Here is a 14,324-nt window from a genome sequence, read left to right on the forward strand (position 1 = left end):
CCTACAATCGCCGCCATGTCCGCTCAAGCCCGAACCATCGATCTGCCCGCGCCCGATGACCTGGCCCGGGAACTGGCCACGCGCCTGCCCGCGTTTCAAGACGTCTCCTGGACCGGCAGCACCGGATCGACCAACGCCGACCTGCTGGCCCGCGCCCGCGCGGGCGCGGGCGGCAAGCCCTGGCTGCTGGGCACGCACCTGCAGGAGACCGGACGCGGCCGCGCGGGCCGCCCCTGGCAGAACCGCTCGGGGGCCAATCTCATGTTCTCCTGCGCCTTCGACGTGCACCTGCCCGCCGCGCAACTGCCCGCGCTGTCGCCGCTGGCCGGCGTGGCCGCGTGCGAGGCCCTGCGCGCCGTGGCCGGCCCGGAATCGGCGGGACTGTGCATGAAATGGCCCAACGACGTGCAGTGGCACGACGCCAAGCTCGCCGGCGTGCTGGTCGAGACCACCCGCAATCCGGGCGGGCCGGACGCCGGCTACACCGTGGTCATCGGCATGGGGGTGAACCTGCGCGACGCGGAGCGCCTGTCGGCCGAACTCGGGCGCGACGTCGCCGACTGGAGCCAGGTGCAGGGGCGCGCCGCCAGCGCCGCCGACCTGGTCTGCGCCAGCGCCACGGCGTGGCACGAAGCGGTCCGGGAGCTGCAGCGCGCGGGCTTCGGCGCATTCAGGCAGCGTTTCGGCCAGGTGGACGCTTTGGCCGGCCGCAAGGTCAACGTCCTGGACAAGGGCGCTATCCTTCTTAGCGGCACCGCCTGCGGCGTGGACGACCACGGCCGCCTGCTGGTGCAAACGCCCGAGGGCGCCCAGCCGATCCTGGTCGGCGAAATCTCGATCCGACGCCAAGCATGATTATTCTCATCGACTCCGGCAACAGCCGTCTCAAGGTAGGCTGGCTGGACGCCGCCAACGCCGACGCGCCGCGCGAACCGGCGGCGGTCGCCTTCGAGGGCGTGGACCTGGACGCCCTGGATCGCTGGCTGGCCGCGCTGCCGCGCCGCCCGCAGCGCGCGATAGGCGTGAACGTCGCCGGCGAGGCCCGCGGCAAGGCCATCGCCGCCATCCTCGAAAAACACGGCTGCGGCATGACCTGGTCGCCCTCCCAGGCCGCGACGCTGGGCCTGGTCAACGGCTACCGCAAGCCCACGCAGCTGGGCGCCGACCGCTGGGCGTCGCTGCTGGGCGTGCTGTCGCGCCTGCCGCAAGACCACCCGCCTTTCGTGCTGGCCAGCTTCGGCACCGCCACCACCATCGACACCGTGGGCCCCGACAACGTCTTCGCCGGCGGCCTGATCCTGCCCGGTCCCGCCATGATGCGCAACGCCCTGGCGCACGGCACCGCCAACCTGCCGGTGGCCAACGGCCAGGTCGTGGCCTACCCCGCCGACACGCACGAAGCCATCGCCTCGGGTATCGCCGCGGCGCAGGCCGGCGCGGTCGTGCGCCAATGGCTGGCCGGACGCCAGCGCTACGGCCAGACGCCGCAGATCTTTGCCGCCGGCGGCGGCTGGCCCGAAGTCCACCAGGAAATCGAACGCCTGCTGGCCGACGCGGGCGGCGCATTCGGCGCGACGCCCGTGCCGGTCTACCTGGATCATCCCGTGCTGGACGGGCTGGCCGCGATCGCGCGCGCCAACCCGCCGGCCGCCGACTGAGAGGCCTGCATGCGCGTGCTTTTCGTACTCATCCTGCTGGCGAACCTGGGCGTCTACGCGCTCGGCCAGGGCTGGCTGGGCATGCGCCCCGAGGACGAAGGACGCGACACCCGCCGTTTCAGCCAGGAACTGAACCCCGGCGCGGTCAAGCTGGTTCCCCGCAGCGGGTCCTAGTCCAGCCAGGACGCCAAGGCGTCCAGCGTGCGCCCGGTCGCGCCCGCGTGCGCGCCGAACCAGGCCCGCGCCGCCTCGCCGCCGCGCCGCCGCCGCGCCTCGTCGGCCAGCAGCGCCATCGCGGCGTCCACCGCCTGCGCCGCATCCGGCGCGCGCTGCGCCGCGCCCGCCTCGATGGCGTCCTCGGCCGCCTGCTTGAAATTGAACGTATGCGGCCCGACGATGACCGGCACCCCGGCCGCGCAGGCCTCGATCAGGTTCTGCCCGCCCAGCGGCGCGAAGCTGCCCGCCACGATCGCGACGTCCGAGGCCGCGTAGTAGAAAGCCATTTCGCCCAGCGTATCGCCCAGCAGCACCGTGGTGTCCGCGCCGGGCTCCGCGCCCGCCGAACGCCGCGCATACGCCAGGCCGGCCTCGTCCAGCAGGCGCGCGGCCTCGTCGAAACGCTGGGGATGGCGCGGAATCAGCAGAAACAGGGGCGCATCATGCGTCCCTGATACTTTGACATGGCGCTTGATGGCCTCGATGAAGGCGCCGTCCTCGCCCTCGCGCGTGCTGGCAACGGCCACCACGGGCCGGCCCAGGCGCTGGCGCCAGGCCTGGCCGGCCTGCACCTGCGTCGGCGGCAGCGCCAGGTCGAACTTCAGGTTGCCGGTCACCACGGGCTGCCGGGCGCCGGCCTGCGCCAGCCGCGCGGCGTCCTCGGCGGTCTGGGCCAGCACCGCGTCCAGCCCGGCCAGGGCCTCGCGCATCACGCCGCCCATCCGGCCCGCCTGGCGCAACGAAGAAGCCGAGAACCGCGCGCTGACCAGCCCCATCGGCACGCCCGCCGCGCGCGCCGCGGCCAGCAGATTGGGCCACACCTCGCGCTCTATCAGCAGGCCGCAGCGCGGCCTGCTGGCCGCCATGAAACGGCGGGTCGCCCCCGGAAAATCGTACGGCAGCCACGCCTGGCGCAACTGCCCGCGGCCGATGGCGTCCTGGAACAGCCGCGCGCCCTCGGCCCGTCCGGTGGCCGTCACGTGGGTCAGCAGCACCGGCAGGCCGCGGTCCAGCAGCGCCTGCAACAGCGGCTGCGCGGCCCGGGTCTCGCCCAGGCTCACGGCGTGCACCCACACCGGCGCCGCCTGGGAATCGGAAGAGGAAGCGGCCGGCAGCCGGCCGAACCGCTGCGGCGAAAAGATCTCCCACTGGCCGCCGGCGCGCCGGGCGCGATGGCCCATCCACAGCCAGATCAGCGGCGACAGGGCCCGAAGCGCCAGTGTGTAGACGCCGCGGTTCATGTCACTGGGCCGCCAGCGCCTGCTCCACCGACGCCATCACGGCCTCGCGCGACGGCGACGCGCCGCGGTCGCCCAGGCTGGCGGTGTAGTTCGACCCGACCAGCGGCGTGCGCACCGGGGTCGAGGCCCGGTAGATGCCGATGGTGGGACGGCCCAGCGCGGCCGACAGATGGGTCAGGCCGCTGTCCAGGCCCACCATCAGGCGCGAGCCGGCCAGCAGCCGGGCCACCGAGGTCAGATCCATGCGCGGCAGCACTTCCGCCCCGTCCATGCCGGCGATCAGCAGCCTGGCGCGTTCGGCCTCCTGCTCGTTGCCGCAGAGCAGGCGCAGCGTGCATCCCGCGTCGCGCAGGCGGCGGAACACCGCGCGCCAATCGTCCTCGGGCCAGAGTTTGTCGTCGCGGCTGGCCGACGGCATGATGACCGCGTAGCCGTGATCCGTATCCACGTGATGCAGGCGCGGCGGCTCGGCCTGGCCCTGGTCCGCCCCCGCCTCGTCCTCGCGGGCCTGGGCGGCCTGGCGCGAAAACGCCTGCAGCCCGAAATCGGGCTGGCCGGCGTACTGGTAGCCGAACGTCAGCGAGGCCAGCTTGCGCTGGCGGATGACCGCCGGCTGCCAGAATTCCACCCGATGGCGCACGTTATAGAACAGCGACGCCAGCGGCTCGCGCGCCGAACGCCAGTCCAGCCCGTGGCGCACCCCGCGGGTCTGGCGCACCAGCCAGGCCGATTTCAACAGCGCCTGCATGTCCAGCACCACGTCGTACTGCTTGGCCCGCAGCCGCTCTTTCAGGGCGTGCCGCTCGGCCCGCACCTGGGGCGACCACCAGGCCTTGCGCCAGCGCCGGTGCGCCACCTTGATGACCTCATTGACCGCCGGATGCCAGGCGGGAATCTCCGCGAAGGCCTCCTCCGCTACCCAGTCGATCTCGGCGTCAGGAACGTGCCGGGCTATATCGGTGATAGCCGGCAGCATGTGGACGAGGTCGCCCAGGGACGAGGTGCGGACGATGAGGATTCGTGTGGGCATGAGCAAAGATGGTGATTGGCAGCGCCCTCGATGAGGACGGGCACCGTTCAACGCAGCCCGAACTTTACAACAACATTGCGCATTCCTGCGATCCGTCACGAGCCGGCCGGGCTCTTCGTCGCACCAAAGAAAGACAGCCGGATTTGTACGGCAACTTCGTCACTGACGTTTCTTTTTTTTCAGAATCATCCATTTCGGCATGCGAAACAGCACCAACCGACGATAAAGCACGACATAAGTGGTGGAGAACACCGCCGTAAAGAACATCAGCAAATAGGGTTGCTGCCAGAACAGAACGGCCGGGATGACGGCTAGCGACGATAGCAACCACAAATAGGGAGACGTCATGGCATTGCGTTGTGTCTGGTGGCGCATCTCGCGCGACCCGATGGCCCATCTCACCAGGCGCTTGTAGATCAGCATATGCAGGTGTACGCCATCCGGCGCGCCCGGCGAACGCCCTCGAAGCCATTTTTTTCGGTAAATGGAAAACAGGGTTTCAAATACCGGATAAATGCACAACAAGAGCGGAAACCAAGCCGACACTTCCGGATGCCGCGCCAGCATCAGCACCGACAGCTCGCCAATTATGAAGCCGAGGAAATAGGCTCCGCCATCACCCAGGAAGATATGTCCGTGCGGATAATTCCAGACCAGAAATCCGACAATGCCTCCCAGCGTGCTCAGCGCCACGATCAGCAAAAACCGATCGCCCAGATAAAATGATACATAGGCAAACCCAGCCAGTATCATTGCCGAAACGACGGCAGCCAATCCATTATAGCCGTCGATAATATTTATCGCATTGGCGGCGCCGCCGATAGCTACCGACGTAAAAACCAGGGAAACGACTGAAAACTGCAACAGCCAATCTATCCCGATAATGTCCACGCGAGTTACTGCTGCGCCCAACAAATAATAGGCAGCCGCCCCAGAAAATATTGCCAGGCCCAACCGCACGAGCACTCGAATCTGTTTGGTCAGATCCTCGGCAAACCCGCCGAGAAATGCGGGCATTGATGCTGCCAGCAATAGCACCATATCTGGCAGTACATCAGGCTCACGCACCGCTACCAGCGCACAGGTTACGCCGCTGGCCACCAGCAGCGACAGCCCACCTACCCTCGGCACTGGGGCGACATGATACTTCTGGACTCCCTCCAAATCATGATCAGCCGTGAGGCCATCATGCCAAGAGCGGTAGCGCACAATCAACAAGGTGGAGATCAGCGATACCAGGAACGCTACGAGGACGTACAACATGGAAAAGGGAAGCTGGAAGGAGAACTAGCAGGATTGTAGCGTCAGACGAAGATAAACAATGCAATTAAATAGGACAGTTCTGCAAGAAAATGGCAACGGCGCTTGCAAAATAAAAAGGGGCACTGCCGGCACCCGACAACCGGGTAAACTCGCGCATCTGAATTGCAACCACAAATGGTCCTTCCGCGCCGCGCCACCTCGGGATAGCCATCCAAGTACTAAGACGTATTCTCAGAATTATGAGACCTGTAGACACCGCCGCACCCGCAAATTTGCCGCAATTGCCTGAATGGCAGGCTTATGCCAAAGCCGTTCAAAACGCGTCTTTCTGTACTAATGAACTCCGTTTGATTGAGGCTGCAGGTCTTACGGTCGACCTAAGCGCCCATATTACGTCACCGGCCATGCGAGCAGCAGGAAACGAACTCCTCAGTTCCCGCGGCTTCGAACAAGCCCGTACGGCGCTGTTGGCCGGCGAACATGTCAACCGGACTGAAGACCGCGCCGCCTGGCATACGATGCTTCGCGCATCCAGGCCGATCGAGGCCGTGGCGCGCGAATGCCGGCGCGTACGCGATTTCGTGGCACAGGCAGATAGCGAAGGCAAGTGGCAATCCGTGATCCACATCGGAATCGGCGGCAGCGATTGGGGTGTCCGACTGGTCACCGACGCCTGCGGCGGCAACAGCGCACGACGAGCCCTGAGATTCGTCGCCAATATCGACGGACATGCCCTGGAGGACGCCATCCTGGGGCTGGATCCTAAGAACACCTTGGTCATTGTCACATCCAAGTCGTTCACCACCACGGAAACCCTGGCCAATCTGCGACGTGCGGTCCGCTGGCTCGAACAGGCCGGAATCGAGCGTCCTTATGAACAGGTGGTCGCCATCACCGCGCGGCCGGCCGCGGCGCAGGCCATGGGTATACGCATCGATCAGATTTTCGAGTTCTGGGACTGGGTCGGCGGGCGCTACTCGCTCTGGTCGGCTGTCGGCCTGCCGGTCGCCATGGCTGTGGGCATTGACGTCGTCGAAGACATACGCGCTGGCGCCTCCGCCATGGATGTCCACTTCGCCGAAGCCCCCATTTCCGAGAACGCACCCGCCCAACTTGCGCTGGCGGGCGTGGCCAACCGCAGCCTCCTTGGTTACGGTTCGCTCAGCATCGCCGCTTACGACGCACGCCTGCAGTTTCTGGCTCCTTATTTGCAGCAACTCGACATGGAGTCTTTGGGTAAATCCGTGGATCTGGCAGGGCGGCCCGTCGGGGTTCCGACCGGTCCAGCCGTTTGGGGCATGCCGGGCACCGACGGTCAGCACACCTTTTTCCAATGGCTGCACCAAGGCACGGACGGCGCGGCGGTGGATTTCATCATGTGCCGCGAGGCGGATCACCAATGGACCGAAGAGCACGCCATGCTGCTGGCCAATTGCCTTGCCCAGCGCCAGACGCTCCTGCAAGGCACCTCGTTCGATGCCGATCGTGCCGCCCTCTTGGAACAGGGCTTACCGCAAGACAAAGCCGAATGGCTGGCGCGACATCGCAAGCACCCGGGCGGCAGGCCATCCACATTGATCGTGTTGCCCCGCCTCACCCCTCATGCGTTGGGCGCGCTGCTGGCACTCTACGAACACAAGATTTTCGTGCAGGCGCTGATCTGGGGAATCAATCCTTTTGACCAGTGGGGAGTCGAAGCCGGCAAGAAAATGGCCACCGGAATCCTCCAGGAATTGCACGGGAAGGAACAGAACGCGGCTCACGACCTCTCTACCCGACATTGGATCACGGCCTTGGCTCGGAATCCCTGACGCAGCAATTTCCTCGCCGTGCCAGTCTCCAAGATAGCAGGAGCGATAGCCAAGCGGACAGTTTGGCAGGACAATGGGTATACAACTGCTACAAGGAGACAGCCATGCGCATTGCAGATGCCCAGTGGATTCCTTCTACCCAGCACCAGACCTGGGATGCGTTGACGGACCCGGTCGTGTTGCAGAAATGCATACCCGGCTGCGTGGAGGTGGTCCGGCTCAGTCCGACCGAGTATGCGTTCAAGCTGCGCGCCAAGGTCGCGGGGATCGACACCGATTACGACGGCGAGATCCTGATGTCCGACGTGGACCCGCACAACAGCTGTACCCTGGCTTTCGAGGGCAAGGGCCGCGCCGCCTGCCTGGCCATCGGGACCGCGCAGATCAATCTCAGCGCCAAGGACCACGGCACGCGGCTGGCCTATACCGTGGCCTGCATGGCCGGCGGCAAGCTGGCCGAGTGCGGCGAGAGCGTGCTGCTCAAAGGCTGCGACAAGATCATCCAGAAGTTCTTCGCCGCCTTCATCGACCATATGGCGAGCCAGCCCCGGCTCGCGCCGCCGCCCCCGCCGCCCGAGCCGGAACCGCGCGGGCTGTCGAATTCGCGCTGGTCGTGGATCATGGTGCTGCTGGTCATCGCGGTGTTCCTGGGCTACCACACGTTCTACAAGTAAAAACCCTGACGCGCCGGTGATATGCTCTGCGGCATGACGATGCCGCCCGATACACCCCCTGCTCCCCCCGCCCATACGCGACGCGATCTCTTGATGGGGATGGCGGGGGTGTCCGCCACCGTCGTCCTGGCCGCGCTGGATTCCACCATCATCAGCACCACCCTGCCGCGCGTGGCGGAGGCGCTCAACGGCATGGCGCTCTATGCCTGGGTGGGCACGGGTTATCTGCTGACCACGGCGGCCTCGATCCTGGTCTTCGGGCGCCTGGGCGATATGTTCGGGCGCAAGCCCCTGATGCTGCTGTCGGTGCTCATCATCGCGCTGGGCTCGATCGCCTGTGGCCTGGCGCAGAACATGATGCAGCTGATCGTGTTCCGCTCGCTGCAGGGCATAGGCGGGGGGATGATGATCGCCACGGCCTTCGCCGCGCCGGCCGACCTGTTTCCCGACGCCAAGCAGCGGGTGCGCTGGATGGCGCTGGTGTCGGCGGCTTTCGCCATGGCCAGCGGCATCGGTCCGGTGCTGGGCGGGGCCGCGACGCAGGCGCTGGGCTGGCGGGCGGCCTTCTTCATTGCGCCAATCGCCGCCGCGGGCGCTTTTTTCCTGGTGGCGCGCTACTTTCCCCGGATCCGGCCCGTGCACGACGCCAGCCGCAAGATCGACTGGCTGGGCGCGGTCCTGCTCTGCATCGCCGTGGGCGCGCCGCTGGCAGCGCTGGAGCTTGCGTTCGCCAGCGGCGACCATGCTCAGCCCATGCTGGGCGCGGCGCTGGCCCTGGCGGGCGCGGCGGCCATCGCCATACTCATCCCCATCGAGCGCCGCGTGCGCTCGCCGATTTTTCCGCTGCGCGTGCTGGCCGCGAGCCAGTCGCGCCTGCTGAACGTGGCGGCGATGATGGTGGGCGCGGTGATGTTCGTGCTGATTTTCTACAGCCCGCTGCTGCTGCAGCAGGTGCTGAGCTACACGCCCAGCCAGGCCGGGCTGCTGCTGACGCCGCTGGTGGCCGCGATTTCGGTCGGCAGCATCATCAACGGGCGGCTTTTTCCCAAGCAGTCGGAGCCGCAGCGCCTGATGGTGTTCGGCGGCGGCCTGCTGGCGGCCGGTTCGCTGATGGTGCTGCTGATCTCCCCGGGCACCTCGGCCTGGTGGATCCTGGCGGCGTTTTTTGTCAACGGCTGCGCCCTGGGGTTCCTGCTTCCGAACCTGACCCTGTTCATGCAGATGCTGAGCGAGCGGCGCGACGTCGGCGTGGCCTCGGCGCTGGTGCAGACCACGCGCGCCATCGGCAGCGCGCTGGGCACGGCGGTGGTGGGGATCATTATTTCGCACAGCACGGTACTAAACGGAGTGCGCGCCGGGCTGGTCCTGTGTATCGTGCTGTCGCTGACCTGCGCCTTGCTGGCGCACCGGGTCAAGATGAAGAACCTGGCCTCCAACCGGAAGTGAAACGCGGCGGTCAACCCGCCCGGAACCGAACATGCGTCAACGCGATCTGCTGGACCTGCTGCTGCTGGCCGCCGTCTGGGGCGGCTCCTTTCTGTTCATGCGCGTGGCCGTCGCCGACTTCGGGCCGGTGGCGCTGATCGAGCTGCGCGTGGGACTGGCCGCGCTGGTGCTGCTGCCGGCGGCCATATGGCGCGGCAAGCTGGCGGTGATCGCGCGGCACTGGAAGGCGCTGCTGATGGTGGGCATCCTGAACGCCGCCGTGCCGTTCCTGCTGTATGCCTACGCCGCCCAGTCGCTGGGCGCGGGTTTCCTGTCCGTCGCCAACGCGGTGACGCCGGTCTGGGGCGCGGTCATCGGCTGGCTGTGGCTGAAGGACAGGCTGGCCTGGACCCGTTCGCTCGGCCTGATGATAGGCGTGGCCGGCATCGTGGTGCTGGTGTGGGACAAGCTGGACTTCGGCCAGGGCGGCACCGGCCCCGCCGTGCTGGCCGCCGTGTCGGCGCCGGTGTTCTACGGCATCGCGGCCAACTGGACCAAGCGTTTCCTGAGCGGCGTGGACCCGCTGGCCAACGCGACCGGCAGCATGGTGGGCGCGTCGCTGGCGCTGCTGCCGCTGGCGATCGCGTTCTGGCCTTCGACCCCGGCTTCGCCGCAGGCGTGGATCTCCACGATCCTGCTGGCGGTGGTCTGCACCGGCGCGGCCTACATCATCTTCTTCCGCCTGATCGCCAACGTCGGCCCGACCGGCGCGGTGAGCGTCACGTTCCTGGTGCCGGTGTTCGGCGTGGTGTGGGGCGCCTGGCTGCTGGGCGAGCGCATCACGCCGTCGATCGCCGCCGGCGCGGCGATCATCCTGGTCGGCACCGCGCTGGCGCTGGACCTGTTCAAGCGGCGCCGCTGAACGCGCCGGCTCAGTATTTGTCGGACGTGCCTGTCAACGCCACGCCGATGCGCAGCAGCGTGTAGGAAACCGCGTCGACCCAGCGCCGCAGCCAGCCGCGGCGCTGGTAGTCCAGCGGCCGGATGAAGCGCCCGCCTTCGCGGATGGCGGCTTCGAGCCGTTCCTGCAGGTCCCAGGCGAACGGCTGGTCGTCGACCACCACGTTGGCCTCGCGCGCCAGCAGCAGGCTGAAGGGGTCCAGGTTGGACGAGCCCACGGTGGCCACGTTGTCGATGACGGCGACCTTGGCGTGCAGGTAGCTGGGCATGTACTCGTAGATCTCGATGCCGTCGCGCAGCAGCTGGTCGTACAGCGAGCGCGTGGCGTGGTATTGCATGCGGTATTCGATCTTGCCCTGCAGCAGCAGGCGCACGCGCACGCCGCGGGCGGCGGCCTTGGCCAGCGCGCGGCGGAACTGGCGTCCCGGAAAGAAGTATGCGTTGGCGATCAGGATGTCGCGGCGCGCCTGCGAGATGCCATACAGGTAGGCGCGCTCGAAGGTCTGACGAAAGCGCAGGTTATCGCGCAGCACCAGCGCGGCGCGCAGATGGCCGCGCGGCGCGGCCGAGGCGTGGCGCGGCTTGAGCAGCCGCATGCGGTTCCAGTCGCGCGGATGGCGGCGCAGCCGCGCCCAGTTCAGCCTGACCCACAGCAGCTCCTGCGCATAGGCGGCAGCGGTCACGAGCGGCCCCTGCACCTGCACCGCGAAATCGTAGCGCGGCCCGGTGAGGCCGTCGGTGGGGTCCCTGTCGTCGTAGTCGTCGATGATGTTGATGCCGCCGATGAAGGCGATCTGCCCGTCGACCACGGTGACCTTGCGATGCAGGCGCCGCAGCCGGCTGCGCGACGGGATGTAGCGCGCGAACCAGCGCGGCTCGGGGCGGAAGACGCGGCATTGCGCGCCAGCGTTGGTCAGCCGGGTGCGCAGCAGGTCGACGTTCTCGGCGCTGCCGAAGCCGTCGAGCACGACGCGCACCTTGACGCCGCGCCGGGCCGCCGCCTCCAGACAGTCCAGCACGCGCGCGCCGGTGCGGTCGGGCATGAAGATGTAGGTTTCCAGGTGCACGCTGACCTGGGCCGCGTCGATGGCCGCGCACAGCGCCGGGAAAAAGTCGGAACCGTTCTGCAGCAACCGGATGTCGTTGCCCAGCGTCCAGTCCAGCTGGGACTGCTCGGCCCTCACGGCAGCTCTAGCTCCGCCAGCAGGGGGGAATGGTCGGAAAGGCGCGCCCACTCCCGGCCGCGCAGCACGCGCGCGCTGCGCACGGCGAATCCGCGCTGGTAGATGCGGTCCAGGCGGAACCACGGGAACACGGCGGGAAACGTGCGCGGCGGCGGCAGCAGCAGGCGCGAGCTGCCGTCCATGCCCAGCTGGTTGGTGCGCTCCATGACGGAGATGCCGCCGTTGGGCAGGCCGCGCAGCGCGTTGCTCAGGCGCTTGACCGAATCGCGCAGGCGCGGCAGTTCGCCGCCGTGGCTGCGCGGGGCATGCGAGAACACTTCGTACAGGCCCAGCTGCTGCACGAACAGGGGCGCCAGGCGGTCGCCCCAGTCATTGAAATCGCCCGCGATCAGGATGGGTTCGCCGTCCGGCACCATGCGCCGGATGCGCTCGGTCAGCGCCAGGATCTGGCGGCTGCGGCTGCCGGCGAACAGGCCCAGATGCACGACGAAGCAATGCACCGCGCGCCCGTCGAGCTCGATACGCGCATGCAGCAGGCCGCGCTGTTCGAGCCGATGGTCCGAGATGTCCTGGTTCTCGTGGTCGAGGATGGGAAAGCGCGACAACAGCGCGTTGCCGTGGTCGGTCTCGTGGCGGACGGCGTTGCGCCCGTAGGCCACGTCCAGCCGCAAGGCCGCGGCCAGCGATTCGTGCTGCGCGTCGAGCAGCGATTTCTGTTCGTTGCGGCCCTGGACTTCCTGCAGGAAAACCAGGTCGGGACGCAGGCCGTAGAGACCCAGGCGCAGTTCATTCAGCGAGTCGCGCCGGCCCAGCGCCGAGCGGCCCTTGTGGATGTTGTAGCTGACGACACGGATGAGCGACATGGAAGCGATGGCGCCTTTCAAAACAGAAAAACCGCCGACTCAGACGGCGTCTGCCAGATTACTCCAATTCAAACCGATGCAAACGTCAAAAACCTGCGCCTTCAAGACCCGCCCTGCGCAAGCACGCAATGCCACTCAAGCGGGGCCGCCGGGAGCCGGCTTTGCCGGTCCCGCGCGGCGCCCCCCCTGGGGGGAAGCGCCGCAGGCGCTCCGGGGGGGGGGTCACCTCAAGCGGATATGCAGTTCGCGCAGCTGCTTCTCGTCGACCTCCGAGGGCGCCTGCGTCAGCAGGCACTGCGCGCGCTGGGTCTTGGGGAAGGCGATCACGTCGCGAATCGATTCGGCGCCGGTCATCATGGTGACGATGCGGTCCAGGCCGAAGGCGATGCCGCCATGCGGCGGCGCGCCGTACTGCAGCGCGTCGAGCAGGAAGCCGAACTTCTCGCGGGCTTCTTCCGGGCCGATCTTGAGCGCGCGGAACACCTTGCTCTGCACTTCCTCGCGGTGGATACGGACCGAGCCGCCGCCGATTTCCCAACCGTTGAGCACCATGTCGTAGGCCTTGGCGTAGGCCTTGCTGGGATCGGATTCGAGGAAGTCCTCGTGGCCGTCCTTGGGGCTGGTGAAGGGATGGTGGGCGGCGGTGTAGCGGCCGTCTTCCTCGTCGTATTCGAACATCGGGAAGTCGACCACCCACAGCGGCTTCCAGCCGCCGGTGGACAGGCCGGCCTTCTTGCCGAATTCGCTGTGGCCGATCTTCACGCGCAGCGCGCCGATGGCGTCGTTGACGATCTTCTCGCGGTCGGCGCCGAAGAAGATGATGTCGCCGTCCTGCGCGCCGGTGCGCTTGACCAGTTCGGCCAGCGCGGCGTCGTGCAGGTTCTTGACGATGGGCGACTGCATGCCGTCGCGGCCCTTGGCCACGTCGTTGACCTTGATGTAGGCCAGGCCCTTGGCGCCGTAGATGCCGACGAACTGGGTGTAGCCGTCGATTTCGCTGCGCGACATTTCGGCGCCGCCCGGCACGCGCAGGGCGACCACGCGGCTGCCCGGCGCGGCCGCGGCGGCGGCGAAGACCTTGAAGTCCACGTCGCGCATGACGTCGGTCATGTCGGTGAATTCCAGGTTCACGCGCAGGTCCGGCTTGTCCGAGCCGTAGCGGCGCATGGCTTCGGTCCAGGGCATGATCGGGAACGGGGTGGGCAGGTCCACGTCCTGCACCACCTTGAACACGTGGCGGATCATGCTTTCGAAGATTTCACGGATCTCGACTTCGTTCAGGAACGAGGTTTCGCAGTCTATCTGGGTGAATTCGGGCTGGCGGTCGGCGCGCAGGTCTTCGTCGCGGAAGCACTTGGTGATCTGGTAGTAGCGGTCGAAGCCCGAGACCATCAGCATCTGTTTGAACAGCTGCGGCGACTGCGGCAGCGCGAAGAAGTGGCCGGCGTTCACGCGCGAGGGCACCAGGTAGTCGCGCGCGCCTTCGGGCGTGCTCTTGGTCAGCATCGGGGTTTCGATGTCGATGAAGCCGAGCTGGTCCAGGAACTTGCGCACTTCGATGGAGACGCGGTAGCGCAGCATCAGGTTGCGCTGCATCTGCGGGCGGCGCAGGTCCAGCACGCGGTGCGTCAGGCGGGTGGTTTCCGACAGGTTGTCGTCGTCGAGCTGGAACGGCGGCGTGACCGAGGCGTTCAGGATTTCGACTTCCTTGCAGAGCACTTCGATTTCGCCCGAGGCCAGCTCGGCGTTGGCGGTGCCCGCCGGACGCTCGCGCACCAGGCCGGTGACGCGGATGCAGAATTCGTTGCGCAGGCGCTCGGCGGTGGCGAAGGCGGCGTTGTCCGGATCGAACACGATCTGGGCCAGGCCGGCGCGGTCGCGCAGGTCGATGAAGATGACCCCGCCGTGGTCGCGGCGGCGGTTCACCCAGCCGTACAGGGTGACAGTCTGGCCGAGATGGTCACGGCAAACCTGGCCGGTGTAGCAGGTACGCATGCGG

The 14,324-nt window shown here is 67.2% G+C and carries 13 protein-coding genes; 7 read left to right on the plus strand and 6 right to left on the minus strand.

Annotated elements, in window-relative coordinates; translation table 11 throughout:
- Positions 1-15: 15 nt before the first annotated feature.
- The 3 genes from AC1IQ6_RS26595 to AC1IQ6_RS26605 are packed head-to-tail and all read left to right on the plus strand — an operon-like array spanning position 16 to position 1,832.
- Positions 16-855, plus strand: coding sequence for a biotin--[acetyl-CoA-carboxylase] ligase (locus AC1IQ6_RS26595; protein ID WP_102775108.1), 840 nt, complete (start codon positions 16-18; stop codon positions 853-855).
- The gene (locus AC1IQ6_RS26600) at positions 852-1,658 is read left to right on the plus strand and encodes a type III pantothenate kinase (protein WP_102775107.1); all 807 of its coding nucleotides are present in this window, start codon (positions 852-854) and stop codon (positions 1,656-1,658) included. Before AC1IQ6_RS26595 ends, AC1IQ6_RS26600 begins: the two co-directional genes overlap by 4 nt.
- A 9-nt stretch (positions 1,659-1,667) precedes the next feature.
- A complete protein-coding gene (locus AC1IQ6_RS26605; RefSeq protein ID WP_181391047.1) occupies positions 1,668-1,832 on the plus strand; it encodes a hypothetical protein in 165 nt (54 codons plus the stop codon).
- On the opposite strand, the gene AC1IQ6_RS26610 is transcribed toward AC1IQ6_RS26605, so the two are convergent.
- The 3 genes from AC1IQ6_RS26610 to AC1IQ6_RS26620 form a co-directional block, all read right to left on the minus strand.
- Positions 1,829-3,115: a 3-deoxy-D-manno-octulosonic acid transferase gene (locus AC1IQ6_RS26610; RefSeq protein ID WP_479730665.1), complete on the minus strand. Its 1,287-nt coding sequence runs from the start codon at positions 3,113-3,115 to the stop codon at positions 1,829-1,831. The two genes, AC1IQ6_RS26605 and AC1IQ6_RS26610, sit on opposite strands and share 4 nt — an antisense overlap.
- Before the next feature lies 1 nt (position 3,116).
- Complete coding sequence (gene waaC / locus AC1IQ6_RS26615; RefSeq protein ID WP_102775105.1) at positions 3,117-4,145, minus strand: lipopolysaccharide heptosyltransferase I; 1,029 nt, start codon at positions 4,143-4,145, stop codon at positions 3,117-3,119.
- A gap of 159 nt (positions 4,146-4,304) precedes the next feature.
- On the minus strand, positions 4,305-5,408 hold the full coding sequence (locus AC1IQ6_RS26620) for a glycosyltransferase family 4 protein (RefSeq protein WP_485865558.1): 1,104 nt from the start codon (positions 5,406-5,408) through the stop codon (positions 4,305-4,307).
- A gap of 239 nt (positions 5,409-5,647) precedes the next feature.
- On the opposite strand from AC1IQ6_RS26620, the gene pgi reads away from it, so the two are divergent.
- The 4 genes from pgi (at position 5,648) to AC1IQ6_RS26640 (ending at position 10,240) form a co-directional block, all read left to right on the plus strand.
- Complete coding sequence (gene pgi, locus AC1IQ6_RS26625) at positions 5,648-7,219, plus strand: glucose-6-phosphate isomerase (protein ID WP_485865559.1); 1,572 nt, start codon at positions 5,648-5,650, stop codon at positions 7,217-7,219.
- Between the two features lie 104 nt (positions 7,220-7,323).
- The gene (locus AC1IQ6_RS26630; RefSeq protein WP_102775092.1) at positions 7,324-7,893 is read left to right on the plus strand and encodes an SRPBCC family protein; all 570 of its coding nucleotides are present in this window, start codon (positions 7,324-7,326) and stop codon (positions 7,891-7,893) included.
- Positions 7,894-7,986: 93 nt separating this feature from the next.
- Positions 7,987-9,339, plus strand: a complete 1,353-nt coding sequence (locus tag AC1IQ6_RS26635; RefSeq protein ID WP_247747783.1) for an MFS transporter — start codon at positions 7,987-7,989, stop codon at positions 9,337-9,339.
- Positions 9,340-9,370: 31 nt separating this feature from the next.
- Complete coding sequence (locus tag AC1IQ6_RS26640; RefSeq protein ID WP_485865560.1) at positions 9,371-10,240, plus strand: DMT family transporter; 870 nt, start codon at positions 9,371-9,373, stop codon at positions 10,238-10,240.
- 10 nt (positions 10,241-10,250) lie between these two features.
- On the opposite strand, the gene clsB is transcribed toward AC1IQ6_RS26640, so the two are convergent.
- The 3 genes from clsB to aspS form a co-directional block, all read right to left on the minus strand.
- A complete protein-coding gene (gene clsB, locus AC1IQ6_RS26645) occupies positions 10,251-11,462 on the minus strand; it encodes a cardiolipin synthase ClsB (RefSeq protein ID WP_485865561.1) in 1,212 nt (403 codons plus the stop codon).
- Entirely contained in the window at positions 11,459-12,325 is an 867-nt protein-coding gene (locus tag AC1IQ6_RS26650; RefSeq protein WP_102775373.1) for an endonuclease/exonuclease/phosphatase family protein, read from the minus strand. The genes clsB and AC1IQ6_RS26650 overlap by 4 nt, the downstream gene beginning before the upstream one ends.
- A 222-nt stretch (positions 12,326-12,547) precedes the next feature.
- Entirely contained in the window at positions 12,548-14,320 is a 1,773-nt protein-coding gene (gene aspS / locus AC1IQ6_RS26655; RefSeq protein WP_102775088.1) for an aspartate--tRNA ligase, read from the minus strand.
- Between the last annotated feature and the right edge of the window lie 4 nt (positions 14,321-14,324).

It is taken from the genome of Achromobacter sp. MUI-25009338 (genome assembly GCF_057359325.1).